This window comes from Dokdonella sp., assembly GCF_035511235.1.
In the GTDB taxonomy this organism is placed as follows: domain Bacteria; phylum Pseudomonadota; class Gammaproteobacteria; order Xanthomonadales; family Rhodanobacteraceae; genus Dokdonella.
Genome location: NZ_DATKFQ010000021.1, coordinates 40858 through 66796, shown reverse-complemented (window position 1 = coordinate 66796; position 25939 = coordinate 40858). Strand labels below are relative to the sequence as shown.

The window sequence follows — 25939 nt, the reverse complement described above, 5'->3', positions numbered from 1 at the left end:
CGGGCACCGTCAGTGCGGCCGCTGCGAGTACCGGCGCCGGCCGAACCAGGCCAGCAGGCTGGCGAGCAGCGCGGCCGCCCAGGCCGACAGCGCCGGCACCGGCTCGGCCGGCGTCGGATCGCGCTGCAGCTCGAGCGCGCCGATGTCCGGTGCGCCGCCGACATCGCGTTGCCACGGCGCGCCGCGCTGGTCGCTGCCGAGGCCGGCGCTGTTCTCGCCGCGGTTGTAGGCCGGGCTCAGCGTCGTGAGCCCGTGGGTACGGCCGTATCCGCCGTTGGCGGCGAGCGGCTGCAGCAGCGGGTCGGCATCGAGCGTATCGGCCGGCAGCTGCAGCAGTGCGGAGGCGCGCCGGATCAGGTTGTGCGAACCGCCGATCGGCAGCGGATCCACGGTCGTCAGATCGGCCTGGGCGGCGACCGGCGCGGCGTTGCCGGCGACGATCGAACTGCGCAGCGTCGAGGCATGCGCATAGCGCGCGAACGAGATGCCGCCGCCGGCGGTGCCGGCGCTGTTGCCGGTCACGGTCGAGTTCTCGAGCAGCAGCGAGGTGAAGCGGCGGATCCGGAGGCCGCCGCCGTCGCCGTCGCGCGCGACGTTGCCCGAGACCGTCGAGTTGCGCAGGATCACGTCGTCCTCGTTGGCGAGGCCGCCGGCGTACAGATACGACAGGTTGTGCTCGATCGTCGTGCGCTCGATCGTGCCGCCGCCGGCGATGAACAGGCCGCCGCCGATCTCCCAGCGCGTCAGCGGCGGGTTGTGCGTACCGCGCGCCTGGTTGTCGGCGATCGTGCTGTCCTGGATGTCGACCTCGTATACGAAGGCGCCGCCGCCGTAGGCCGCCGTGCTGTTGGTCGGATGGTCGCCGAAGGCGACGTTGCCCGACAGCGTGCTTTCGCGCATCGTCAGCTTCTCGGCCAGGATGCCGCCGCCGTAGCTGCCCACGCCCTGCGCGGTGCAGCCGCTGACCGTGCTGCGCGTCAGCACGACGTTCTCGACCGAGGCGATGCAGCCGCCGTAGCCGATGCGCGTGCCGCTGGCAATCGGATGGCCGTTGGCGATCGTCAGGTCCTCGATCACGAGGTCGCCCGAGCCGAAATGGATCAGCACGCGGTCCTGGCTGCCGCTGCCGTCGATGACCAGGCGTCCGCGCCCCGGGCCGCTCAGCGTCAGGCCGTCGACCTCGATCTCGATCGCGCCGCTGGTCAGCGTGATGCGGCTGCAGGCCAGCGCGCTGAGATCGATGCGGTCGCCGTCGGCGGCCGCGGCGACCTCGGCACGCAGCGAGCCGGGCCCGTCGTCGTCGCAATGGGCGACCGTCCGCGTCGCGCCGCCGGCCGGTGCATCGGCGCGGCGCAGCCGGCGCAGCGCCTCGCGCTGCATCTTGAGCGGCGTCATCTGATCGCGCCGTTCGCCGCCGAGCGGCCAGGACGGGGCGAGGGCATCGGCCGAGGCCGGCAGCGGCAGGCCGAGCGCGAGCGCGGCGGCGAGCGCGGTCAGTGGCGGCCGGCGGCCGTGGCGAGCGGAGGCGATCGGTTTCACGCGCGGTTCCCGGTCGGACAGAGACCGAAGCATAAACGCAGCGGCGCGCCGAAACCGGCGGACGCCGGGTCGTTCAGCGCGCGGCGCCGAGATCGATCCGGTAGGCCGCCATGCCGCCGGCGCCGTCCTCGAGCGCGTGCACGAAGTCCAGGCCGGCCGCCCGCGCCAGCCCGATCCGGCCGGCTGCCGACCGGAACACCACCGGCCCGGCGGTGCGTACCGCGGCGAAGCGCCAGGGGCGGTCGGCGCCGTCCTCCTCGCGCGTCAGGTGGCCGCGCGCGCGCATCCACTCGATCAGCGCGTCGCGGTTGGCGACCGCCGCCTCGACGACGATGTTCGAGCCGTCCAGGCCTGGAAAGCCGCCGCCGCCGCTGGCGCGGTAGTTGTTCGTCGCGACGATGAACGGCTCGGCCGGATCGACAGGACGGCCGTGGTAGCGCAGATCGACGATGCGCTCGCCTTCGGGGCGCGTGACGTCGACGACGTAGCGGATGCCGCCCTGAATCACGTCGAAGTTGTAGCCGGCGAAGGCACGGTTGATCAGTTCCTGCGGCGTCTGCCGGTCCGGATCGATGCGGTTGAAGTAGCCGGCCGAGCGCTCGAGCCAGGCCTTGAGGCCGGCGCCGTCGATCCTGACCGCGGTCAGCGTGTTCGGAAACGGGTACAGGTCGGCCGCATTGCGGATCGCGAGCGGACCGGCCTCGATCGCGGCATAGTCGGTCGGGCCGCCGAAGCCGACCTTGAACGGCGCGGCCGCCGACAGCACCGGAACGCCGGCGTACTGCGGCAGCTCGGCGGCGATGTAGCGCTCGACCCACAGCCGCTGCGCGGTATTGACCGGCTGCAGCGCACTGACGTCGCCGACCGCGGCGAAATAGGTCGTCAACGCGAAGTCGGCCTCGCCGATCGGCGTGGAGACGTAGTCGATCGCGCCCTGGTGCTCGTCGCGGACCAGGTCGCGTATCGCCGGATCCGGCGCGACGAAGCTGCCGTCGGCGCGGCGGATGTCGCGCACTTCGGCATGCGTCGCATCCGGATCGATCGTCCAGCGGCCGCCCTGCCGGACCAGGCCGAGCTCGATCACGCCGAGGCTCTTGCCCCAGAAGTTGCCCATCACTGCCGGCTTGCCGTGGATGAAGCCGCGCCGGTTGTCGACGCCGGGCATGTCGTTGAAGCGCGAACGGGCGTCGCCGGGTGCCGGGAACGCCTGGTGCGAGTGGCCGAGCAGCAGCACGTCGATATCCGGCTCCTGCGCCAGATGCCAGTTGGCGTTCTCCATCTGCGGCGAGTACGGCCCCGGATTGATGCCGCCGTGCGAGATCGCGACGATCAGGTCGGCGCCCTGCGCGCGCAGCGCCGGTGCGTAGCGGCGCGAGGCCTCGACCAGGCCGAGCGCGGTCACCTGGCCTTCGAGGTGGCTGCGGTCCCAGACCATGATCGGCGGCGGCGTGAAGCCGATGATGCCGATCCGGATCGGCAGTTCGCGGCTGCGGCCGTCGCGATCGCGCGCCTCGACGCGGCGCTCGAGCAGCGCGGTCGGCGCGAACAGCGGCTCGCCGTCGCGTGTCGCGATTACGTTGGCCAGCACCAGCGGAAAGTCCGGGCCGTTGCAGGTGCGAAGATCGGCGCCCTCGGCCTGCAGGCGCCGCCCGGTCACCTGCGCCAGGTATGGCAGGCCGTAGTTGAACTCGTGATTGCCGATCACGCCGCCGTCGTAGCCGAGCGCGTCCATCGCCTTGTAGACGGCCAGCTTGCGCTCGCACGGCAGCGGCGAGGCCAAAGCCTGCCAGTCGGCCAGCGCGGTGCCCTGGATCGTGTCGCCGCCGTCGAACAGCAGGCTGTTCTGGTACTCGGCGCGCGCCGCGCGGATCAGCGTGGCCAGGCGCTCGAAGCCGAGCGACGGATCCTCGGCCAGCTTGTAGTAGTCGTAGCTGAGCACGTTGGCGTGGATGTCGGTCGATTCGAGGATCGCCAGCGTCGCGCGCGCGCCCTCGTCGGTGATGCGCGCATCGGTGCGGCTGCGCTCGCCCGCGCAGCCGGTCGCGAGCACGGCGGCGAGCAGCGCTGCGGCTGCGACGATCCGGACGGCAAGGGCGCGGCCGGTCAGCGCGTGGCCGGCGGCGAGGAGGGCGGTCGGGGACATCGGGGCAGGCTCCGGCTGGCGCGAGGCGCGCATTGTCCATCATCGGCGCCGGCCGCGACGCTGTGGTGACGCCGTGGTTCAGTGCGTGCGTTGCAGCACCAGCTGCGGATCGATGCGCACGTCGAACCAGTTCATGCCCCAGTGCAGATGCGGTCCGGTCGCGCGGCCGGTCGCGCCGACGGCGCCGATCGTGGTGCCCTGCTCGACGCGGTCGCCGACCGCGACGTCGATGCGCGACAGATGCAGGAAGTTCGAGCTGATGCCGTAGCCGTGATCGAGCACGACGGTGCCGCCGGTCAGGTACAGGTCCGGATCGGCGAACGTCACCACGCCGCCGGCCGGCGCCGCGACCGGCGTGCCGGCCGGCGCCGCGACGTCCAGGCCCGAATGTGCCGAGCCGGGCTTGCCGTTGTAGATGCGCTGGCGGCCGAAGCGGCCGCTGATGCGCCCGCTGACCGGCTGCACGAACGCCGTTGCGAAATCGGTATTGGGGCCGTCGAGCTGCCGCGCCTCGGCGACGCGCGCCTGCTCGCGGCGGATCCGCTCGGCGATCCCGGGCGGCGGCTCGACCGTCTTGGGCGGCACGCCGTCGACGCGCTCGACCGGCCAGTCGTGCGCGTCCACCTCGATGCGCAGCTCGCGCCGGCCGCGGTCGGGATTGTCGACCGTCACGGTCAGCGGGCCGCGCTCGTCGCGGCCGACGCCGAACACGACGCTGCCGTACGGGCTGACCCGCAGCGTGCGTCCCGCGTAGTGCACGCTCGCGCCCGGTGGCACCTTGCCGATCACCAGCGCGCCCTGCGAGGCGCGCGGCGGGAACACGATGCGGGCCTCGTCGGCCGCTGCGACCGGGCCTGCCGCGGCGATGCCGAGCAGGCAGGCCAGCAGGCCTGGCCTCACCGCGCGAATTCCAGGCGCGTGCCGCGCGTGGCGTCGTCGAGCCGGCCGTCGCGATAGCCGAGCAGGCCGTTGACGAAGGTGGCCGCGATGCTCGAGCGGAACGTCGTGCCCTCGAACGGCGACCAGCCGCACTTGGACAGCACCTCCTCGCGCCGCACCGTATGCGGCCTGGTCGGGTCGACCAGGGTCAGGTCGGCGGCATAGCCCTCGCGCAGATAGCCGCGCTCGTGCACGTCGAACAGCGTTGCCGGCGCATGCGTGACCGCCTCGACCGCGCGCTCGAGCGTGAGGCGCCCGTCGAACACGCGCTCCAGCGCGCACTGCAGCGCGAACTGCACCAGCGGCAGGCCGGACGGCGCCGAGGTGTACGGTTGGCGCTTTTCCTCGAGCAGATGCGGCGCGTGGTCGGTCGCGAGCACGTCGACGCGGGTTTCGGCCAGCGCGGTCAGGATCGCGTCGCGGTCGGCGGCGGTCTTGATCGCCGGATTGCACTTGATCAGATGGCCGAGCCGCGCGTAGTCCTCGTCGCTGAAATGCAGGAAATGCACGCAGGTCTCGGCGGTGATGCGCTTGCCGGCGACCGGGCCCGGCTCGAACAGCGCGACTTCCTCGGCGGTGGACAGGTGCAGCACGTGCAGGCGCGTGCCGTGGCGGCGCGCCAGCTCCAGCGCCAGGCGCGTGGACTTGATGCAGGCCTCGCGCGAGCGGATCAGCGGATGCTGCTCGGGCGGGATGTCATCGCCCCAGCGTTCGCGCGCGCGCGCCTCGTTGGCCTCGATCGTCGGCGTGTCTTCGCAATGCGTGATGATCGGCGTCGGCGCCTCGCGGAAGATCGCTTCGAGCGTGGCCGGATCGTCGACCAGCATGTTGCCGGTCGAAGACCCCATGAAGACCTTGATGCCGGGCACGCTGCGCGGGTCGAGCCGGCGGATGTCCTCGAGGTTGTCGTTGGTGGCGCCGAGATAGAAGCCGTAGTTGACGCGCGACTTCTCGGCCGCGCGGCGGTACTTGTCGGCGACCGCCTCGGCGTTGACGGCCGGCGGCTTGGTATTGGGCATCTCCATGTAGCTGGTGATGCCGCCGGCCAGGCAGGCGCGCGATTCGGACTCGATGTCGGCCTTGCGTTCCAGGCCCGGCTCGCGGAAGTGGACCTGATCGTCGATCATGCCCGGCATCAGCCAGCGCCCGGCGGCGTCCAGCACCTGCTCGCCGTCGCGTGCCGACAGGCCGCTGCCGATCTGCTCGATGCGGCCGCTGCGGATGCGCAGGTCGCCGTGGAAGCGCCTGCCTTCGTTGATCATTTCGGCGTTGACGATGAGCCAGTCAGTCATGCTGATGTTCCCCGGTCGGTTGTTCGGAGGGACGCGGCCACCAGACGAAGCGCATCGGGACCGGATCGTGACCGCCGCGGCACAGCGGCTGGCAGCGCAGCACGCGCAGCACGGCCAGATAGCTGCCGCGCAGGCTGCCGAAGCGCGCCACCGCGATGCGCGCGTACTGCGAGCAGCTTGGATGGAAGCGGCAGCGGCGTCCGAGCAGCGGGCTCAACCCGCGCTGGTAACAATCCAATAGGAAGATGAGGGCTCGCGGCACGCTGCTGGCGACTCGCCTGGAGGCGACCGCCCCGGCGGTTGCTGGTGGAGGCGGCTTAGGCTATAACACCCCGCCGCCAAGTCACAAGGTCATGAGGCAGATGGCGAAATCCAAAGGAAAGTCCGCGGCTGCCGGCAAGGCCAAGCCCGCGCCGAAGGCCAAGGCGGCGGGGGCGGCCGTTAAGGCGGCTGCGAAGAAATCCGTGAAGAAGGCGGCCCAGCCGCCCGCCAAGAAGACGGCGATCGTCAAGAAGCCCGCGCCGGCGCCGGCCAAGAAGGCCGTCAAGGTGCCTGCGCGTGCGGCGGCCAAGTCCGCGCCGGCCCGGCCGGCCGCCGCGGCCGCCAAACCGGCCGCGAAGCCGTCACCGGTGGTCAAGAAGGCCCCGGCCCCGGCCAGGACGGTCGCCAAAGCCAAGCCGGCTCCGGCCGCGAAATCGCCGCCGCCGGCGCCTCAACCGTCAGCTGCAACCAGCAAATCCAAGGGTGCCGTGAGTAGTACGAATACCAGCAGCAAAGCAAGCGCCGCAGGCGTCAAGGCGCGCGCCGTCGTGCCGAACGCCGCCGATTCGGGCATCACCCTGCAGGACGGCCACTACGCCCTGCCGGCGACCGTGCGCATCGACCTCCCGGTCGGCTTCAAGCCGTCCGCCGGCGAGGAGTACATGAATCCCAAGCACCTGGAATACTTCCGCCGCAAGCTGCAGCGCTGGCGCGAGGACCTGGTCGAGGAATCCAAGCAGACGATCGAGAACCTGCGCGACGAAGTCCGCGACGTCGGCGACGAGGCCGAGCGCGCGACGCGCGAGACCGAGAACTCGCTGGAGCTGCGCACCCGCGACCGCTACCGCAAGCTGATCGCCAAGATCGACAAGGCGCTCAAGCGAATCGAGGAAGGCCGTTACGGCTTCTGCGAGGAGACCGACGAGGAGATCGGCCTGGAGCGCCTGGAGGCGCGCCCGATCGCGACCTTGAGTCTCGACGCGCAGGAACGCTGGGAGCATCGCCAGAAGCAGATGGGCGACTGATCCGCCGCGTGCCTCCTCCGCGACGCCCCGCTTTGCGGGGCGTTTGCGTTTGGGCGCAGCGAGTATCCGGACCACGAGGGGAAGGCTTGCAGATGAGCGAACGCACCTACTTCGGAACCGACGGCATCCGCGGCCGGGTCGGCGAATGGCCGATCACGGCCGAGTTCATGCTCAAGCTCGGCCGCGCCGCCGGCGCCGTGCTCGCCGGCGGCAGCGATCGCCCGCTGGTCCTGATCGGCAAGGACACGCGCGTGTCGGGCTACATGTTCGAATCGGCGCTGGAGGCGGGCCTGCTCGCGGCCGGTGCCGACGTCCGGCTGCTCGGACCGATGCCGACCCCGGCGGTGGCCTATCTGACGCGGTCGCTGCGCGCCGATGCCGGCATCGTGATCAGTGCCTCGCACAATCCGTATCAGGACAACGGCGTCAAGTTCTTCTCCTCGACCGGCGAGAAGCTCGACGACGCGGTCGAACAGGCGATCGAGCGCGAGCTGGAGACGCCGTTCACGACCGTGCCGTCGGACCGGCTCGGCAAGGCGGTGCGGATCGAGGACGCCGCGGCGCGCTACATCGAGTTCTGCAAGTCCTCGGTATCGCGCGCGTTCCACTTGCACGGCATGCACGTCGTGCTCGATTGCGCGCACGGCGCGACCTACCACATCGCGCCGGTATTGTTCGACGAGCTCGGCGCCCAGGTGACGACGATCGGCGCGCAGCCCAACGGACTCAACATCAACCGCGACTGCGGCGCGACCGCGCCGGCCGCGCTCGGCCGCACCGTGGTCGAGTCCGGCGCCGATCTGGGCATCGCCTTCGACGGCGACGGCGATCGCCTGCAGATGGCCGATCGCCACGGCCGCCTGATCGACGGCGACCAGCTGCTGTACCTGCTGGCGACCGACTGGGCCGCGAGCGGCCGGCTGCGCGGCCCGGTGGTCGGCACGCTGATGAGCAATTTCGGACTCGAGCAGGCCGTCGCCGCGCTCGGCGTGCCGTTCCTGCGCGCGCGCGTCGGCGACCGCTACGTGCTGCAGGCGCTCAAGGAACACGACGGCGTGCTCGGCGGCGAGACCTCCGGCCACATGCTGTGCCTGGACCGCGCGAGCACCGGCGACGCGATCGTCAGCGCGCTGCAGGTGCTGGATGTGCTCGCGCGCAACGCACATTCGCTCGACGAGGCGGTCGCCGGCATGCGCAAGGTGCCGCAGACCACGGTCAACATCCGCGCGGCCGGCGGCGCCGCCCTGGTCGCCGACGCTGCCGTGCAGAGCGTGCTGCGGCGCGTCCAGGCCGAGCTCGAAGGCAAGGGGCGCGTCGTGCTGCGCCCGTCCGGCACCGAGCCGCTGGTGCGCGTCACGGTCGAGGCCGACGACGCCGACCAGGTGCGGCGTCTGGTCGACGAGCTGGCCGCGGCGGTGCGTTCGGCCGCGGAGACGCGCGCATGAGCCGCCAGGTTCCGACGCTCGACATCGGCCGCTACGACACCGACCGCGACGCCTTCGTCGCCGAACTCGGCGCGGCCTATCGCGAGTTCGGCTTCTGCTGCATCAGCGGCCACGGCATCGCGCCCGGGTTGATCGACGGCGCCTACGAGGCGTTCCGGCGCTTCTTCGCGCTGCCCGAGGCGGTCAAGCGCCGCTACCACGTGCCGGGCTCCGGCGGCGCGCGCGGCTATACGCCGTTCGGCATCGAGACCGCGAAGGATTCGCGCCATCCCGACCTCAAGGAGTTCTGGCACATCGGCCGCGAGATTCCGCGCGATTCGGTGCATGCCGCGGTCATGCCGCCGAATCTGTGGCCGGAAGAAGTGCCCGGATTCCGCGAGTACGGCTATGGCCTCTACGAAGCGCTCGACCAGCTCGGCTCGCGCGTGCTGCGCGCATTGGCGCTGCACATCGACCTGCCCGAGCATTTCTTCGATGGCCGCACCGACTCGGGCAACTCGATCCTGCGGCCGCTGCACTACCCGCCGATCACCGCGCCGGACGTGCCGAACGTGCGCGCCGGCGCGCACGAGGACATCAATCTGATCACGCTGCTGGTCGGCGCCAGCGCCGAGGGCCTGGAGGTGCTGACGCGCGAGGGCGACTGGCTGCCGATCACGACCCGCGGCGATGCGATCGTCGTCAACATCGGCGACATGCTGCAGCGGCTGACCAACCACGTCTATCCGTCGACGACGCATCGCGTCGTCAATCCGGCCAATGCGCAGGCGCGCGTATCGCGCTATTCGGTGCCGTTCTTCCTGCATCCGAACCCGGACGTCGTGCTCGACGTGCTGCCCTCGTGCGTGAGCGCCGAGCATCCGAACCGCTACCCCGAGCCGATCACCGCGAACGACTATCTGATGCAGCGCCTGCGCGAGATCAAGCTGGTGTGACGAGTACGGACCGCGGTCGCGGCGCGTCGGCGCCGAGGCCGCGCTGACGGACCGGCCGTCCTGCCGCCGTCGCTGCGGCGGTACCGGCGGCTTCGCCGCCTCAGATCGCGGCATGCCTCGCGCCGGCATGTCCGCGGCGCAGGAGAGCGGTCGGGTCCGGCCGCATCGGCCGGTGCTCCGATGCCCCCGCGGGGCGTCCTGCGCGCACTCGCCGGCGGCCGAGGTTGCGTCGGTCCGGCGTTGTCCGTGGCCGAGCCGCCGGCTATGCTAGGCGGCTAACGACGGGAGACCTCGATGCGCCGCACGTTGGTGGCAGGCAACTGGAAGATGCACGGTTCGCGGGCGATGGCCGCCGAGCTGGTCGGCGCCGTGCTCGCCGCCGCGCCGGACGACGTCGATCTGGCGATCCTGCCGCCGTTTCCGTATCTGGCCGAGCTGATCGGCGCGCACGGCGACCGCCTGGCGTTCGGCGCACAGGATCTCAGCGCGCATGCGCAGGGCGCCTACACCGGCGAGGTCTCCGCGGCGATGCTGGCCGACGTCGGCTGCGTCTACGCGCTGGTCGGACATTCGGAGCGTCGCCAGTACCATGCCGAATCCGATGCGCTGGTCGCGGCGAAGTTCGTCGCGGCGCAGGGCGCCGGCCTGACGCCGATCCTGTGCGTCGGCGAAACGCTCGAGGAGCGCGAGTCGGGCCGCACCGAACCGGTCGTCGCGCGCCAGCTCGACGCCGTGCTGGACGCGGCCGGCATCGGCGCGCTGGCCGGGGCGGTCCTCGCCTACGAGCCGGTCTGGGCGATCGGCACCGGCCGCACCGCGACGCCGGAACAGGCCGAGGCGGTTCATGCATTCATCCGTGACACATTGGCCGGACGGGATGCTACAATTGCGAGCTCGCTGAGGATTCTCTACGGCGGAAGCGTGAAGGCCTCGAATGCCGTGGAGCTCTTCGCGCAACCGAACGTGGACGGCGGGTTGATCGGCGGCGCGTCACTGGTCGCCACGGATTTTCTGGCTATCGCCGCTGCCGGTACGGCGCGACGCTAGTCGAGCGGCCGGCGCGCCCTGGCGCCCGGTTCATCTGAAAGCCAAGCAAACGATGCTGACCATCATTGCCTACGTCTTCTATGTGCTGGTGGCGATCGCCATGATCGTCCTGATCCTCATGCAGCGCGGCGCCGGCGCCGCGGCGGGATCGGGCTTCGGTGGCGGCGCATCGGCAACCGTCTTCGGTGCGCGCGGTTCGGCGAATTTCCTGTCGCGCAGCACGGCGGTCCTGGCCGGTTTGTTCTTCCTGCTCAGCCTCGGCATGGGCATTTACCACAGTCGTCCCGCAGTGGCACCGACGGACGACCTGGGCGTGATGGCCGGCGTGACCGCACCGGCGCCGCCCGAGACACCGGCACCCGCTCCGAGCGGGGACGTGCCGGCGGCCTCGGCACCGGCGGCGGGCGACACACCGGCGGCACAACCAGCGCCGGTCCCGGAGACGCCGCCTGCCGAAGGCAAGCCGGACGAATCCAAGCCGGAGCCGGGCAAGAAGGACGGAGCTTGATAGCGTTGCCCAGGTGGCGGAATTGGTAGACGCACTACCTTGAGGTGGTAGCGGCGAAAGCTGTGGGGGTTCGAGTCCCCCCTTGGGCACCAATTTAGGTAACCGTCGTTGCCGCGGCCTCCGCGGCAGCCGCTGATGCGCCGTCGGCGCGGAGGTGCGTGTGCTTTCCGAGTATTTCCCCGTCCTGTTGTTTCTGGCGGTGGCAGCCGTGATCGGCGTGGCCCTGCTGGTTCTCGGCAATCTGTTCGGTCCGAAGAAGCCCGACGCCGAGAAGTTCGAAGCCTACGAGTGCGGCTTCGAAGCGTTCGAGGATTCGCGCATGCGCTTCGACGTGCGCTACTACCTCGTCGCGATCCTGTTCATCATCTTCGATCTCGAGATCGCCTTCGTCTTCCCGTGGGCCACCGTCTTCGGCGAGCTCGGCCTGCTCGGCCTGGTCGAGATGGGCGTGTTTCTCGGCATGCTGGTGATCGGCTTCGTCTACGTCTGGAAGAAAGGGGCACTCGAATGGGAATGATCGATTCGATCAGCCGGACGATGCACAATCCGGCGCCGGTCAACGTCGTCGACGACATCCTGCGTCCGGGCGACGACAACCCGCTGCTCGACCGCGGCTTCGTGACCGCGCGCCTCGACGAGCTCGTCAACTGGGCACGCACCGGCTCGATGTGGCCGGTCACGTTCGGCCTGGCCTGCTGCGCGGTGGAGATGATGCACGCCAGCTGCGCGCGCCTGGACCTGGACCGCAACGGCGTGATCTACCGCCCCAGTCCGCGCCAGTCCGACGTGATGATCGTGGCCGGCACCCTGGTCAACAAGATGGCCCCGGCGCTGCGCAAGGTCTACGACCAGATGCCCGAGCCCAAGTGGGTCATCTCGATGGGCTCGTGCGCGAACGGCGGCGGCTACTACCACTATTCGTACGCGGTGGTGCGCGGCTGCGATCGCATCGTGCCGGTCGACGTCTACGTGCCGGGCTGCCCGCCGACGGCCGAGGCGCTGATCCACGGCATTCTGCAGCTGCAGAAGAAGATCCGCCGCACCAACACGATTGCCCGCTGAGACCGCCCATGTCCGAACCGAGTCCGTTCACAGCCCAGCTCGAGGCACGCCTCGGCCAGAAGCTCGTGCGTGCCGACGCGTCCGGCGGCCAGCTGACGATCGAGGTGCTGCCGGAGAACTGGCTCGCGGTCGCGCAGATCCTGCGCGACGAGCCGGCGTTCGCGTTCGAGCAGCTGATCGATCTGTGCGGCATGGACTACCTGAGCTACGGCCAGATCGAGTGGGACACCACCGACGTCTCGTCGCAGGGTTTCTCGCGCGGCGTCGAGGGCGAGAGTGCGGGGCGCTTCGGCTGGAACGACCGGCCGCGCGCGATCGACCTCCCGAACCGCTTCGCGGTGGTCGTGCACCTGCTGTCGCTGAGCCACAACCGGCGCCTGCGCCTGCGCGCCTACTGCGCCGACGACGAGCTGCCGTCGATTCCCTCGCTGACCGGCATCTGGGCCGGCGCCAACTGGTTCGAGCGCGAGGCGTTCGACCTGTTCGGCGTCGTCTTCGAGGGCCATCCGGACCTGCGCCGCATCCTGACCGACTACGGCTTCGTCGGTCATGCGTTCCGCAAGGACTTCCCGCTGATCGGCAACGTCGAGGTCCGCTACGACCCCGACAAGCGCCGCGTCGTCTACGAGCCGGTCAGCTCGGTCGAGCCGCGGGTGCTGGTGCCGCGCACGATTCGCGACGATTCGCGCTACGAACAGGCCGCCGCCGAACGCGGCGGACAGTAGGCCATGCAGGAAATCCGCAACTACACGATGAACTTCGGCCCGCAGCATCCGGCTGCGCACGGCGTACTGCGCCTGGTGCTGGAGATGGACGGCGAGACCGTCGTGCGCGCCGACCCGCACGTGGGCCTGCTCCACCGCGGTACCGAGAAACTCGCCGAGTCCAAGCCGTTCAATCAGTCGATCGGCTACATGGACCGTCTCGACTACGTGTCGATGATGTGCAACGAGCACGCCTACGTGCGGGCGATCGAGAACCTGCTCGGCGTCGAGGTGCCCGAGCGTGCGCAGTGGATCCGGACGATGTTCGACGAGATCACGCGCATCCTCAATCATCTGATGTGGATCGGCTCCAACGCGCTCGATCTCGGCGCGATGGCGGTGATGCTGTACGCGTTCCGCGAGCGCGAGGAGCTGATGGACTGCTACGAGGCGGTATCGGGCGCGCGCATGCACGCCGGCTACTACCGTCCCGGCGGCGTCTATCGCGATCTGCCCGACCGGATGCCCAAGTACAAGGAATCGCGCTGGCACAAGGGCAACGACCTCAAGCAGCGCAACGCCTGGCGCGAAGGCTCGATGCTCGACTTCCTCGATGCGTTCACGCAGGACTTCCCGACCAAGGTCGACGAGTACGAGGAACTGCTGACCGGCAACCGCATCTGGAAGCAGCGCACCGTCGACATCGGCGTGGTCTCGCCGGAACTCGCACACGCCTGGGGCATGTCCGGCCCGATGCTGCGCGGTTCGGGCATCGCCTGGGATCTGCGCAAGAAGCTACCCTACGCCAAGTACGCCGAGGTCGACTTCGACATTCCGGTCGGCAGCAACGGCGACTGCTACGACCGCTATCTGGTGCGCGTCGAGGAGATGCGCCAGTCCAACCGCATCATCCGCCAGTGCGTGGAATGGCTGCGCGCCAATCCGGGCCCGGTGATCGTCCAGAACTACAAGGTCGCCCCGCCCAAGCGCGAGGAGATGAAGGACGACATGGAAGCCCTGATCCACCACTTCAAGCTGTTCACGGAAGGCTATTGCGTGCCGGCCGGCGAGACCTACGCCGCGGTCGAGGCGCCCAAGGGCGAGTTCGGCTGCTATCTGGTGTCCGATGGCGCGAACAAGCCGTTCCGCGTGCACCTGCGCGCGCCGGGCTTCGCGCACCTGTCGTCGATGGACGCGATCGTGCGCGGCCACATGCTGGCCGACGTCGTCGCGATGATCGGCACCTACGACGTCGTGTTCGGAGAGATCGACCGATGAAAGCGACCGGGACCTACGACGAGATCAAGGACGTCGATCCGCTGGCACTGCTCAGCGAGCACACGCGCCACCACATCGACCACTGGGTCGCCAAGTTCCCGCCGGACCGCAAGCGCTCGGCGCTGATCCAGTCGCTGTTCGCGGCGCAGGAGCAGAACGGCGGCCATCTGACCGATGCACTGATCGTCGCGGTCGCGCGCTATCTGGACCTGCCGCAGATCTGGGCGTTCGAGGTGGCGAGCTTCTACTCGATGTTCGAGACGCGCCCGGTCGGCCGCCACAATGTCGCGATCTGCACCAACATCTCCTGCTGGCTCAACGGTGCCGAGGGCATCGTCAAGCACTGCGAGAACAGGCTCGGCATCAAGCTCGGCGAGAGCACGCCGGACGGGCGCATCTACCTCAAGACCGAGGAAGAGTGCCTGGCCGCCTGCTGCGGCGCGCCGATGATGGTCGTCAACGGCCACTACCACGAGAATCTCGACGCCGCCAAGGTGGACGAGATTCTCGACGAACTGAAGTAAGCGAGCACTCCGATGGCAGTCGGTCCCGCCCCCGCGGAACACCAGGTCGTCTACACCACGCTGCATTTCGATCAGCCGTGGTCGATGGACAGCTACCTCAAGGTCGACGGCTGGCAGGCCTGGAAGAAGATCCTGGCCGAGAAGCCCGATCCGGCCGCGCTGATCGAGGAGATCAAGAAATCCTCGCTGCGCGGCCGCGGCGGCGCCGGCTTTCCGACCGGCCTGAAGTGGTCGTTCATGCCGCGCACGGCGCCCGGCCAGAAGTACATCCTGTGCAACTCGGACGAGTCCGAGCCCGGCACCTGCAAGGATCGCGACATCCTGCGCTTCAACCCGCATGCGGTGATCGAGGGCCTGGCGATCGCCTGCTACTGCACCGGCTCGACGGTCGCCTACAACTACCTGCGCGGCGAGTTCCACCACGAGCCGTTCGAGCACTTCGAGGCCGCGCTGAAGGAGGCCTACGCGGCCGGCCTGCTCGGCAAGGACATCCAGGGCAGCGGCATCGACGTGGACATCCACACCGCGCTCGGCGCCGGCGCCTACATCTGCGGCGAGGAAACCGCGCTGATGGAATCGCTCGAGGGCAAGAAGGGCCAGCCGCGCTTCAAGCCGCCGTTCCCGGCCAACTTCGGCCTGTACGGCCGCCCGACCACGATCAACAACACCGAGACCTACGCCTCGGTGCCGGCGATCCTGCGCAAGGGCGCGGACTGGTTCCTGGCCCAGGGCAAGCCGAACAACGGCGGTCCGAAGATCTTCTCGGTGTCCGGCCACGTCGCCAAGCCCGGCAACTACGAGATCCGTCTCGGCACGCCGTTCGCCGAACTGCTCGAGATGGCCGGCGGCATGCGCGGCGGCCGCAAGCTCAAGGCGGTGATCCCGGGCGGCTCCTCGATGCCGGTGCTGCCGGCCGAGACGATGATGGGCCTGACGATGGACTACGACGCGATCCAGAAGGCCGGTTCCGGCCTCGGCTCCGGCGCGGTCGTCGTCATGGACGAGACCACCTGCATGGTGCGGGCCTGCCAGCGCATCGCGCGGTTCTACTTCAAGGAAAGCTGCGGCCAGTGCACGCCGTGCCGCGAAGGCACCGGCTGGATGTACCGGCTGCTGACGCGCATCGTCGAGGGCAAGGCCGTGCTCGGCGACCTGGACATGCTCAAGGCGGCGGCTGGCCAGATCGAGGGCCATACGATCTGCGCGTTCGGCGAAGCGGCGGCCTGGCCGGTACAGGGCTTCCTGCGTCATTTCTGGCACGAGTTCGAGTACTACATCGCGAACGGCCGCTCGCTGGTCGACGCTCAGCTGGAGGTGGCCGCGTGAGCGCACAGCCTGCCGATCCGAATCTGCCGCCCGACCACGTCTCGATCGAGATCGACGGCCGCTCGATGGCGGTGCCGAAGGGCTCGATGATCATCGCCGCCGCCGACAAGGCCGGCATCGCGATTCCGCGCTTCTGCTATCACGAGAAGCTGCCGATCGCCGCCAACTGCCGCATGTGCATGGTCGAGGTCGAGATGGGCGGCCGGCCGATGCCCAAGCCGCAACCGGCCTGCGCGACGCCGGTCGCCGACGGCATGAAGGTGTTCACGCAGTCGCAGCGCGCGCTCTCGGCACAGCGCAACGTCATGGAGTTCCTGCTGATCAACCATCCGCTGGACTGCCCGATCTGCGATCAGGGCGGCGAGTGCGAGCTGCAGGATCTGTCGATGGGCTACGGCCGCTCGGTCAGCCGCTTCGCCGAGCGCAAGCGCGTGATCCCCGACGAGAATCTCGGCCCGCTCGTGCAGACCGAGATGACGCGCTGCATCCAGTGCACGCGCTGCGTGCGCGTGATGTCCGAAGTCGCCGGCACCTACGAGCTCGGCGGCATGGAGCGCGGCGAGCGCCTGCAGATCGGCACCTACGTCGGCAAGCCGCTGATGAGCGAGCTGTCCGGCAACGTCATCGACGTCTGCCCGGTCGGCGCGCTGACCAACAAGCCGTTCCGCTTCCAGGCCCGCCCATGGGAGCTGATCGCGCGCGAGTCGATCGCCTACCACGACGCGCTCGGCTCCAACCTCTGGCTGCATACGCGCCGCGGCGAAGTGCTGCGCACGGTGCCGCGCGACGAGGAATCGATCAACGAGTGCTGGCTCTCGGATCGCGACCGCTACAGCCATCAGGGCCTGTACGCGGCCGACCGCGCGACGAAGCCGCAGGTCAAGCGCAACGGCGCCTGGACCGAGGTGGAGTGGGACGACGCGATCGCGGTCGCCGCCGAGGCGCTCAAGCGCCACGCCGGCACCTCGCTCGGCGCGCTCGTGCATCCGGCGACGTCGAACGAGGAAGGTCACCTGCTCGGCCGCCTCGTGCGCGGCCTCGGCAGTCGCTCGATCGACCATCGCCTGCGCCCGCTCGACCTGTCCGACGGTGCCGCGGCGGTACCCTTCGCGCGTCCCTACGCCGAGATCGAGCAGGCCGGTGTCGTCGTGCTGATCGGCTGCGATCCGCGCAGCGAGCTGCCGCTGCTGAACGCGCGTCTGCGCAAGGCGGTGCGGCGCGGCGCGCAGGTCCATGTCATCGGCTCGCTCGATTTCGACGCCACCTATCCGCTGGCCGGCAAGCAGGTGCTGGCGCCGGCGGCCCTGGTCGGCGCGCTGCTCGATCTGGCCAAGGCCGCCAACGACGGCGGGCATCTGCCCGAGTCGGGCGCGCTCGCCGCTGCGATCGCGGGCCGCGATGCGGGCAGCGATGCGGCGGCGCTGATCAAGCGCCTCGCCGAGGCCGGCTCGGCGGCGATCGTCTTCGGCGAGATGGCCACGCTGCATCCGCAGGCCTCGGTGCTGCGCGCGGCCGCGCGCTTCGTCGCGACCGCGACCGGCGCGGCCTACGACGAGATTCCGCCCGGCGCCAATGCGATCGGTCTGGCCGCCCACGGCGTGCTGCCCGACGGCGACGGGCTCGACGCCCGCGCGATGGTCGCGACGCCGCGCAAGGCCTATCTGCTCTACGGCATCGAATCGGCCGAGGATCTGGCCGACGCGGCCGCCTGGCGCGCCCTGATCGACGCCGACAGCGTCGTCGCGTTCTCGGCCTTCGCCAGCGAATCGCTCAGGCAGGTCGCCGACGTGATCCTGCCGATCGGCCTGCTGCCGGAGATCGATGCGACCCTGGTCAATCTCGACGGCCGCGCGCAGACCGTCGTGCCGGGCGCGAAGCTGCCGGGCCAGGCGCGTCCGGGCTGGCGCGTGCTGCGTGCGCTCGGCGCCGCACTGTCGGTGCCGGGCTTCGACTTCGTCGAGATCGGCGAGCTGCGCGCGCAACTGGCACCGGCCGCGCCGCGCGCGGTCAACGGCCGGCTGGCCGATATGCCGGCGCCGGCCGACGGCCTGGTCCGGATCGCGACGACGGCGATCTATCGCGGCGACGCGGTGCTGCGCCGGAGCACGGCGCTCAATGCGCATCCGCTGACCCGTGGCGCGCGCGTCGCGCTGCATCCGCAGGACGCGCTCGCGCTCGGCATCGGGCAGGGCGGTTCGGCGCGGATCGGGTCGGTCGTGCTGCCGGTCGAGCTGACGCCGCGGGTGCCTCGCGGCGCCGCCTGGATCGAGGCGGGCTATGCCGAAACCGCGGGCCTGCCTTCGCACGGCGCCGCCCTGTCGATTGCGAGGGCCTGAGGCGTGACCGACCTGCTGCGTGAGTTCTTCCTCGCCTTCGGCGATGCCGGTCTGGTCGTCTGGACCGTGCTCAAGATCCTGGCGATCGCGGTGCCGCTGATCGTCGCGGTCGCGATGTTCGTGTACTGGGAGCGCAAGGTCATCGGCTGGATGCATGCGCGCATGGGGCCGAACCAGATCGGCCCGCTCGGCCTGCTGCAGGCGTTCGCCGACGTCTTCAAGCTGCTGTTCAAGGAAGTGATCCGGCCGACCAAGGCGAACAAGACGCTGTTCTACCTGGCGCCGCTGATCGCGCTGGTGCCCTCGTTCGCGGCCTGGGCGGTGATCCCGTTCGACGACGGACTCGTGCTCGCCGACGTCAACGCCGGCCTGCTGTTCCTGCTCGCGATGACCTCGATGGGCGTGTACGGCATCATCATCGCCGGCTGGGCGTCCAATTCGCGCTACGCGATGCTCGGTGCGATGCGCGCCGCGGCGCAGACGGTCTCCTACGAGATCGCGATGGGCTTCTCGCTGGTCAGCGTGCTGATCCTGTCCGGCAGCCTCAACCTGTCGGCGATCGTCACCGCGCAGTCCGGTCCGCACGGCATCGCCGAGTGGTTCATGTGGCCGCTGCTGCCGATGTTCGTGATCTATTTCGTGTCCGGCGTCGCCGAGACCAACCGCGCGCCTTTCGACGTCGCCGAGGGCGAGTCGGAGATCGTGGCGGGCTTCCACGTGGAGTATTCCGGATCGGCGTTCGCGATCTTCTTCCTCGCCGAATACGCCAACATGATCCTGATCTCGTTCCTGGCGCCGGTGCTGTTTCTGGGCGGCTGGCTGTCGCCGTTCCCGCAGTCCTGGGGCTGGATCGGCGCGCCGAGCTGGCTGTGGCTGTTCGCCAAGGCGTTCTTCTTCGCGTTCTGCTACCTGTGGTTTCGCGCCTCGTTCCCGCGCTACCGCTACGACCAGATCATGCGCCTGGGCTGGAAGGTCTTCATTCCGATCACGCTGTTCTGGGTCATGGTGGCGGGCTGCATGAAGTACTTCGGTTGGGTCACGATCGGCGCATGAGCCAGCTTGAGGACACGCGAGCCATGAACAGAATCATCGGATACCTCAAGAGCCTGCTGCTGCTGGAGCTGCTGGCCGGCCTGTGGCTGACGCTGCGCTACATGTTCAAGCCCAAGTACACGATGCGCTATCCGGAAGAGCACATCCCCAAGTCGAACCGCTTCCGCGGTCTGCACGCGCTGCGCCGCTATCCGAACGGCGAGGAGCGCTGCATCGCCTGCAAGCTGTGCGAGGCGGTCTGCCCGGCGCTGGCGATCACGATCGACTCGACCGTGCGCGAGGACGGCACGCGCCGCACGACGCGCTACGACATCGACCTGTTCAAGTGCATCTTCTGCGGCTTCTGCGAGGAGAGCTGTCCGGTCGACTCGATCGTCGAGACGCACGTACACGAGTACCACTTCGAGAAGCGCGGCGAGAACGTCGTGACCAAGCCGCAGCTGCTGGCGATCGGCGACCGCTTCGAGGCCGAGATCGCCGCCGCTCGCGCCCAGGACGCGGCGTACCGGTGAGCGACGGGGAGAGCATCCGACCATGACGTTCCAATCGCTGTGCTTCTACGGCTTCTCCGCGGTCACCGTGCTGGCGGCGCTCGCGGTCATCAGCGTGCGCCAGCCGGTGCATGCCGCGCTGTGCCTGGTGCTGACGTTCTTCTCGGCCGCCTGCCTGTGGCTGCTGGCCGACGCCGAGTTCCTGGCGATCGCGCTGGTGCTGGTCTACGTCGGCGCGGTCATGGTGCTGTTCCTGTTCGTGGTGATGATGCTCGACGTCGACATCGCGCCGCTGCGCGAGGGCACGATGCGGCTGCTGCCGGTCGGCATTGCGGTCGCGGTGATCATGCTGGTCGAGATCGTCGCGCTGGCCGGCATGCGCGCGCTCAAGATCGCGGCCGGGCCCGACCCGGCGATCGCGGCCGGCGGCTCCAACGTCGAATGGATCGCGCGCGTGCTATTCAGCGAGTACCTGCTGCCGTTCGAGGTCGCCGCGCTGATCCTCACCGTCGGCCTGATCGCGGCGATTCCGCTGACGCTGCGCAAGCGCAGCGGTCTGAAGACCCAGAACCCGTCCCGGCAGGTGCGCGTGCGTCGCGAAGACCGCGTGCGCCTGGTCAAGATGGCGGCCGAAACCAAGGGGGAGGGTGCGCCGTGATCACGCTGGACCACTATCTGATCGTCGGGGCGATCCTGTTCTGCATCGCGGTGGCGGGCATCTTCGTCAATCGCAAGAACGTCATCGTGCTGCTGATGTGCATCGAGCTGATGCTGCTGGCGGTCAACACCAATTTCATCGCGTTCTCGCGCTACCTCGGCGACGCCGCCGGCCAGGTGTTCGTGTTCTTCATCCTCACCGTGGCGGCCGCCGAAGCGGCGATCGGCCTGGCGATCCTGGTCGTGCTGTTCCGCAACCGCGCGACGATCAACGTCACCGAAATCGACAGCTTGAAGGGTTGACCCGATGGCACTTTCCAAAGGCATCCTTCTCGCGATCGTGCTGGCCCCGCTGCTCGGGGCGGTGCTGGCCGGCCTGTTCGGCCGGCAGATCGGCCGCAGCGGCGCCCACGTGGTGACGATCGCCGGCGTCGCGATCAGCTGCGCGCTGAGCGTCTACGTGCTGTACCTGTTGGTCTGGGGCGGCGCGATCACGTTCAACCAGAATCTCTACACCTGGTTCCAGGTCGGCGAGATCAGCGCGCACATCGGCTTCCTGGTCGACCGGCTGACCGCGATGATGATGGTCGTAGTGACGTTCGTCTCGCTGCTCGTGCACGTCTACACGATCGGCTACATGCACGAGGATCCCGGCTACCAGCGGTTCTTCTCGTACATCTCGCTGTTCACGTTCTCGATGCTCATGCTGGTCATGAGCAACAACTTCCTGCAGCTGTTCTTCGGCTGGGAGGCGGTCGGCCTGGTCTCGTACCTGCTGATCGGCTTCTGGTTCAAGCGTCCGACGGCGATCTTCGCCAACATGAAGGCGTTCCTGGTCAACCGCGTCGGCGACTTCGGCTTCCTGCTCGGCATCGGCGGCGTGCTGTTCTGGTTCGGATCGCTGGACTACTCCACGGTCTTCATGATCGCGACCAACCCGACCAACGACATCGGCCTGCGCACGGTCGAGCTGATCGCCGGCCATCCGTGGCACGTGGCGACGATCGTGTGCATCTGCCTGTTCATCGGCGCGATGGGCAAGTCGGCCCAGGTGCCGCTGCATGTGTGGCTGCCCGACTCGATGGAAGGCCCGACGCCGATCTCGGCGCTGATCCACGCCGCGACGATGGTGACCGCCGGCATCTTCATGGTCGCGCGCATGTCGCCGCTGTACGAGCTGTCGGAGGTCGCGCTGTCGGTGGTGCTGGTGATCGGCGCGACGACCGCGTTGTTCACCGGCCTGATCGGCATCGTGCAGAACGACATCAAGCGCGTCGTCGCGTACTCCACGCTGTCGCAGCTGGGCTACATGACGGTCGCGCTCGGCGTCTCGGCGTATTCGGCCGCCGTGTTCCACCTGATGACGCACGCCTTCTTCAAGGCACTGCTGTTCCTCGGCGCCGGCTCGGTGATCATCGCGATGCACCACGAGCAGGACATGCGCCACATGGGCGGCCTGCGCAAGTACATGCCGGTGACCTGGATCACGATGTGGATCGGCTCGCTGGCGCTGGCCGGCGCGCCGTTCTTCTCGGGCTTCTTCTCGAAGGACGCGATCATCGAGGCCGTCCACGAGTCGCACCGCTTCGGTTCGGGCTACGCGTACTTCTGCGTGATGGCCGGCGTCTTCGTCACCGCGCTGTACAGCTTCCGCCTGCTGTATCTGACCTTCCACGGCCAGGAGCGCTTCGTGGTCGATCACGGCCACGGCCATGGGCACGGTCATGACCACGATGCGCACGCCGACCACGGGCATTATGCTCCGGGCCACCTCGCGCATCCGCCGCACGAATCGCCGTGGGTGGTCACGCTGCCGCTGGTGCTGCTGGCGATTCCGTCGATCGTGATCGGCGGCCTGACGATCGGCTCGATGCTGTTCGGCGACTTCTTCGGCCAGGCGATCCACATCAATGCCGCCCACGACGTGATCGGCGAGCTCAAGCACGGCTATCACGGCGCGCTCGGCTTCGTGCTGCACGGCCTGTCGATGCCGCCGTTCTGGCTCGCGCTGGCCGGCTTCGCGGTGGCCACCTACGTCTGGCTGTTCAACCCGCGCATCGCCGACCGTGCCGCAACGGCGCTGCGCCCGGTCTACAACCTGCTGTCGAACAAGTACTGGATCGACGAGCTCTACCAGGCGGTGTTCGCGCGCGGCGGTCTCGCACTCGGCCGCGGCCTGTGGAAAGCCGGCGACGCGGGCGTGATCGACGGCGCCCTCGTCAACGGCTCGGCCGGCCTGGTCGCGCGCATCGCCGCCACCGTGCGCTGGCTGCAATCGGGCTATCTCTACCACTACGCGTTCGCGATGATCCTCGGCCTGGTCCTGCTGCTCGGCTGGCTGGGATGGTTCCTCGCGCGGACCAACGGCTGAACGGACCGGACTTACGATCATCATGGCTCATCACTGGCCCCTGCTCAGTCTCCTGATCTGGCTGCCGATCGCCGGCGCCGTCGCGGTACTCGCGCTCGGTCGCCGCGCCGATGCCGCGCGCTGGCTGACCGTGCTCGTCGTGCTCGCCACGTTCGCGCTCAGCATCCCGCTCTACACCGGCTACGACGCCAGCGCGATCGGTCCGGCCACGACGCAGTTCGTCGAGTCGCATCTGTGGATCGACGCGCTCAAGGTCCACTACGCGCTCGGCGTGGACGGCATCGCGGTCGCGCTGATCGTGCTGACCACGTTCACCTCGGTGCTGGTCGTGATCGGCTCGTGGGGTTCGATCGACGAGCGCGTCTCGCAGTACATGGCCGCGATGCTCGCGCTCGAGGGCCTGCTGATCGGCGTGTTCGCGGCGACCGATGCGCTGCTGTTCTACGTGTTCTTCGAAGGCATGCTGATTCCGATGTTCATCATCATCGGCATGTGGGGCGGTCCGCGCCGCGTCTATGCGACGCTGAAGTTCTTCATCTACACGTTCCTCGGCTCGATCTTCATGCTGGTCGCGCTGATCTACCTGCACATGAAGACCGGCGAGTTCTCGCTGGCCGCGTTCGCGAACGCGGGCCTCGGTGCCCGCGAGCAGTTCTGGATATTCTTCGCGTTCCTGATCGCATTCGCGATCAAGGTGCCGATGTGGCCGGTGCACACCTGGCTGCCGGACGCGCACGTCGAGGCGCCGACCGGCGGTTCGGTGGTGCTGGCCGCGATCATGCTGAAGGTCGGCGGCTACGGCTTCATCCGCTTCTCGCTGCCGATCGTGCCCGACGCCTCGCAGGAGTACGCCTGGGTCGTCATCGCGATGAGCCTGATCGCGGTGGTCTACATCGGCTACGTCGCCCTGGTCCAGGACGACATGAAGAAGCTGATCGCGTATTCGTCGATCGCCCACATGGCCTTCGTCACGCTCGGCATCTTCATCGCGATGGCGCTGGTCCGCGTGCACGGCAATCCGGACGCGGCGCGTCTGGGCATGCAGGGCGCGATGGTGCAGATGATTTCGCACGGCTTCGTGTCCGGCGCGATGTTCTCGTGCATCGGCGTGCTCTACGACCGCCTGCATACGCGCATGATCCGCGACTACGGCGGCGTCGCCAACGTGATGCCGTGGTACGCGACGTTCTTCGTGCTGTTCGCGATGGCCAACTGCGGCCTGCCCGGCACCAGCGGCTTCGTCGGCGAGTTCATGGTGATCCTGGCGGCGTTCCAGGACAACGTCTGGATTGCCCTGGTCGCCGCGTTCACGCTGATCATCGGCGCGGCCTACACGCTGTGGCTGGTCAAGCGCGTGATCTTCGGCGAGGTCGGCAACGACAAGGTCGCCAAGCTCAAGGATCTGAACGGTCGCGAGTGGATCGTGCTCGGTTCGTTCGCGGCGGCGGTGCTGCTGATCGGCCTCTGGCCCAAGCCGCTGACCGATCTGATGGAAACTTCGGTACAACAGCTCGTCAGCACGCTGATGATGTCCAAGGCATGAACATGACCGCGTTCGACCCCAACGACCTGCTGGTGATCCTGCCGGAGCTGTTCCTGCTGACGGCGACGTTCGCCCTGCTGCTGATCGACCTGTTCCTGAAACCGAGCCAGCGGGCGATCACGCACTGGCTGGCCCTGCTGATCCTGGCGGTGACGGCCGCCCTGGTCTGGCGCGATGCGCCGGCGGCCGGGCAGGGCTGGTCGGCGTTCGGCGGCATGTTCCAGCGCGATGCCGTCGCGACGGTGCTGAAGCTGTTCGTGCTGCTGCTGAGCGGACTGACCTTCGTCTACGGCCGCGAGTATCTGCGCGAGCGCCATCTGCTGGTCGGCGAGTTCTACCTGCTGGTCCTGTTCGCGTCGCTCGGCATGCTGCTGCTGGTTTCGGCCGGCAGTCTGATCATGGTCTATCTCGGTCTGGAGCTGCTGACGCTGTCCTCGTACGCGCTGGTCGCGCTGAACCGCGACTCGAAGGATGCGTCCGAAGCGGCGATCAAGTACTTCGTGCTCGGCGCGTTGGCCTCGGGCCTGCTGCTGTACGGCATGTCGATGATCTACGGCGCGACCGGCACGCTGGACCTCTCGCGCATCCATGCCTCGATCGGCAACGTGCCGCATCCGAACCTGCTGGCGGTCGGCCTGGTGTTCCTGGTCGTCGGCATCGCGTTCAAGTTCGGCGCGGCGCCGTTCCACATGTGGTTGCCCGACGTCTACCAGGGCGCGCCGACCGCGGTCACCTTGTTCATCGGCTCGGCGCCGAAGCTCGCGGCATTCGGCATGGCCTGGCGCCTGCTCGACGGTGGTCTCGGCGGACTGTCGCCGCACTGGACGCAGATGCTGGCATTCCTGATCGTGCTCTCGCTCGCGGTCGGCAACGTGTTCGCGATCGCGCAGACCAATCTGAAGCGCCTGCTCGCGTACTCGACGATCTCGCACGTCGGCTTCCTGCTGCTCGGCTTCATCGCCGCGACACCCGAAGGCTACGCCGCCGCGCTGTTCTACGCGGTCAGCTATGCGATCACCGCCGCGGTCGCGTTCGGCATGATCCTGCTGCTCGCCCGTGCCGGCTTCGAGGCCGGCGACATCGACGACTTCAAGGGCCTGAACCGCCGCAACCCGTGGTACGCCGGCATCATGGCGATCGTGATGTTCTCGCTGGCCGGCGTGCCGCCGCTATTCGGCTTCTTCGCCAAGCTGATGGTGCTCAAGGCCGCCGTCGACGCCGGGCAGATCTGGCTGGTCATCGTCGCGATCGCGTTCGCGATCATCGGCCTCTACTACTACCTGCGCGTCGTCAAGGTCATGTACTTCGACGAGCCGGCCGATTCGGTGCCGCTGCTGCTGCCGCGCGACCGGCCGATGCGCTGGGCGCTGTCGGTCAACGGCCTCGCGCTGCTCGCGCTCGGCATCGCCTGGGGTCCGCTGTTCGACTGGTGCCGCCGCTCGTTCGGCGTCTGACGGCGG

The 25939-nt window shown here is 68.9% G+C and carries 24 protein-coding genes and 1 tRNA gene; 20 read left to right on the top strand and 5 right to left on the bottom strand.

The features are described from left to right. Positions 1-9: 9 nt before the first annotated feature. From VMR06_RS10160 to yidD, 5 genes are all read right to left on the bottom strand, one after another. Positions 10-1539, bottom strand: a complete 1530-nt coding sequence (locus tag VMR06_RS10160) for a right-handed parallel beta-helix repeat-containing protein (protein ID WP_325375819.1) — start codon at positions 1537-1539, stop codon at positions 10-12. Between the two features lie 73 nt (positions 1540-1612). Next, the gene (locus VMR06_RS10155) at positions 1613-3682 is read right to left on the bottom strand and encodes a bifunctional 2',3'-cyclic-nucleotide 2'-phosphodiesterase/3'-nucleotidase (RefSeq protein ID WP_325375817.1); all 2070 of its coding nucleotides are present in this window, start codon (positions 3680-3682) and stop codon (positions 1613-1615) included. Positions 3683-3760: 78 nt separating this feature from the next. Then, complete coding sequence (locus VMR06_RS10150; RefSeq protein WP_414648108.1) at positions 3761-4582, bottom strand: M23 family metallopeptidase; 822 nt, start codon at positions 4580-4582, stop codon at positions 3761-3763. Next, the gene (locus VMR06_RS10145) at positions 4579-5913 is read right to left on the bottom strand and encodes a dihydroorotase (protein ID WP_325375815.1); all 1335 of its coding nucleotides are present in this window, start codon (positions 5911-5913) and stop codon (positions 4579-4581) included. The genes VMR06_RS10150 and VMR06_RS10145 overlap by 4 nt, the downstream gene beginning before the upstream one ends. Further along, the gene (yidD, locus tag VMR06_RS10140) at positions 5906-6175 is read right to left on the bottom strand and encodes a membrane protein insertion efficiency factor YidD (RefSeq protein WP_325375813.1); all 270 of its coding nucleotides are present in this window, start codon (positions 6173-6175) and stop codon (positions 5906-5908) included. The genes VMR06_RS10145 and yidD overlap by 8 nt, the downstream gene beginning before the upstream one ends. A 91-nt stretch (positions 6176-6266) precedes the next feature. On the opposite strand from yidD, the gene dksA reads away from it, so the two are divergent. The 20 genes from dksA to nuoN all read left to right on the top strand — a co-directional run bounded on the left by dksA (position 6267) and on the right by nuoN (position 25933). Further along, positions 6267-7199 carry an RNA polymerase-binding protein DksA gene (gene dksA, locus VMR06_RS18190; protein ID WP_414648107.1) on the top strand — a complete coding sequence of 311 codons (933 nt, stop codon included), beginning with the start codon at positions 6267-6269 and terminating at the stop codon, positions 7197-7199. Positions 7200-7291: 92 nt separating this feature from the next. Beyond that, positions 7292-8644 carry a phosphoglucosamine mutase gene (gene glmM, locus VMR06_RS10125; RefSeq protein ID WP_325375807.1) on the top strand — a complete coding sequence of 451 codons (1353 nt, stop codon included), beginning with the start codon at positions 7292-7294 and terminating at the stop codon, positions 8642-8644. Next, positions 8641-9579 (top strand): isopenicillin N synthase family dioxygenase, encoded by a 939-nt coding sequence (locus VMR06_RS10120; protein ID WP_325375805.1) that lies wholly within the window; start codon positions 8641-8643, stop codon positions 9577-9579. The genes glmM and VMR06_RS10120 overlap by 4 nt, the downstream gene beginning before the upstream one ends. 294 nt (positions 9580-9873) lie before the next feature. Continuing rightward, complete coding sequence (tpiA, locus tag VMR06_RS10115; protein ID WP_325375803.1) at positions 9874-10626, top strand: triose-phosphate isomerase; 753 nt, start codon at positions 9874-9876, stop codon at positions 10624-10626. A gap of 52 nt (positions 10627-10678) precedes the next feature. Next, the gene (gene secG / locus VMR06_RS10110) at positions 10679-11134 is read left to right on the top strand and encodes a preprotein translocase subunit SecG (protein ID WP_325375801.1); all 456 of its coding nucleotides are present in this window, start codon (positions 10679-10681) and stop codon (positions 11132-11134) included. Between the two features lie 7 nt (positions 11135-11141). Then, a tRNA-Leu gene (locus VMR06_RS10105) sits at positions 11142-11226 on the top strand. Between the two features lie 68 nt (positions 11227-11294). Further along, positions 11295-11651, top strand: coding sequence for an NADH-quinone oxidoreductase subunit A (locus VMR06_RS10100; RefSeq protein ID WP_325375799.1), 357 nt, complete (start codon positions 11295-11297; stop codon positions 11649-11651). After that, complete coding sequence (locus VMR06_RS10095) at positions 11642-12196, top strand: NuoB/complex I 20 kDa subunit family protein (RefSeq protein WP_414648105.1); 555 nt, start codon at positions 11642-11644, stop codon at positions 12194-12196. The genes VMR06_RS10100 and VMR06_RS10095 overlap by 10 nt, the downstream gene beginning before the upstream one ends. An 8-nt stretch (positions 12197-12204) precedes the next feature. Continuing rightward, a complete protein-coding gene (locus tag VMR06_RS10090) occupies positions 12205-12921 on the top strand; it encodes an NADH-quinone oxidoreductase subunit C (RefSeq protein WP_325375794.1) in 717 nt (238 codons plus the stop codon). Positions 12922-12924: 3 nt separating this feature from the next. Beyond that, complete coding sequence (locus VMR06_RS10085; RefSeq protein WP_325375792.1) at positions 12925-14178, top strand: NADH-quinone oxidoreductase subunit D; 1254 nt, start codon at positions 12925-12927, stop codon at positions 14176-14178. Then, positions 14175-14702: an NADH-quinone oxidoreductase subunit NuoE gene (gene nuoE / locus VMR06_RS10080; protein ID WP_325375790.1), complete on the top strand. Its 528-nt coding sequence runs from the start codon at positions 14175-14177 to the stop codon at positions 14700-14702. The genes VMR06_RS10085 and nuoE overlap by 4 nt, the downstream gene beginning before the upstream one ends. Before the next feature lie 12 nt (positions 14703-14714). Continuing rightward, positions 14715-16028: an NADH-quinone oxidoreductase subunit NuoF gene (nuoF, locus tag VMR06_RS10075; RefSeq protein ID WP_325375787.1), complete on the top strand. Its 1314-nt coding sequence runs from the start codon at positions 14715-14717 to the stop codon at positions 16026-16028. Beyond that, positions 16025-18364, top strand: a complete 2340-nt coding sequence (nuoG, locus tag VMR06_RS10070; RefSeq protein WP_325375785.1) for an NADH-quinone oxidoreductase subunit NuoG — start codon at positions 16025-16027, stop codon at positions 18362-18364. The genes nuoF and nuoG overlap by 4 nt, the downstream gene beginning before the upstream one ends. A 12-nt stretch (positions 18365-18376) precedes the next feature. Then, a complete protein-coding gene (nuoH, locus tag VMR06_RS10065) occupies positions 18377-19417 on the top strand; it encodes an NADH-quinone oxidoreductase subunit NuoH (RefSeq protein ID WP_325375904.1) in 1041 nt (346 codons plus the stop codon). A 23-nt stretch (positions 19418-19440) separates the two neighbouring features. Next, on the top strand, positions 19441-19929 hold the full coding sequence (gene nuoI / locus VMR06_RS10060; RefSeq protein ID WP_325375782.1) for an NADH-quinone oxidoreductase subunit NuoI: 489 nt from the start codon (positions 19441-19443) through the stop codon (positions 19927-19929). 22 nt (positions 19930-19951) lie between these two features. Continuing rightward, entirely contained in the window at positions 19952-20566 is a 615-nt protein-coding gene (locus tag VMR06_RS10055) for an NADH-quinone oxidoreductase subunit J (protein WP_325375780.1), read from the top strand. Beyond that, a complete protein-coding gene (gene nuoK, locus VMR06_RS10050) occupies positions 20563-20868 on the top strand; it encodes an NADH-quinone oxidoreductase subunit NuoK (protein ID WP_325375778.1) in 306 nt (101 codons plus the stop codon). Before VMR06_RS10055 ends, nuoK begins: the two co-directional genes overlap by 4 nt. Before the next feature lie 4 nt (positions 20869-20872). Further along, positions 20873-22936 (top strand): NADH-quinone oxidoreductase subunit L, encoded by a 2064-nt coding sequence (nuoL, locus tag VMR06_RS10045; protein WP_325375776.1) that lies wholly within the window; start codon positions 20873-20875, stop codon positions 22934-22936. A 22-nt stretch (positions 22937-22958) separates the two neighbouring features. Beyond that, the gene (locus VMR06_RS10040; RefSeq protein WP_325375774.1) at positions 22959-24479 is read left to right on the top strand and encodes an NADH-quinone oxidoreductase subunit M; all 1521 of its coding nucleotides are present in this window, start codon (positions 22959-22961) and stop codon (positions 24477-24479) included. Then, positions 24476-25933: an NADH-quinone oxidoreductase subunit NuoN gene (gene nuoN, locus VMR06_RS10035; RefSeq protein WP_414648104.1), complete on the top strand. Its 1458-nt coding sequence runs from the start codon at positions 24476-24478 to the stop codon at positions 25931-25933. Before VMR06_RS10040 ends, nuoN begins: the two co-directional genes overlap by 4 nt. The last annotated feature ends 6 nt before the right edge of the window (positions 25934-25939 follow it).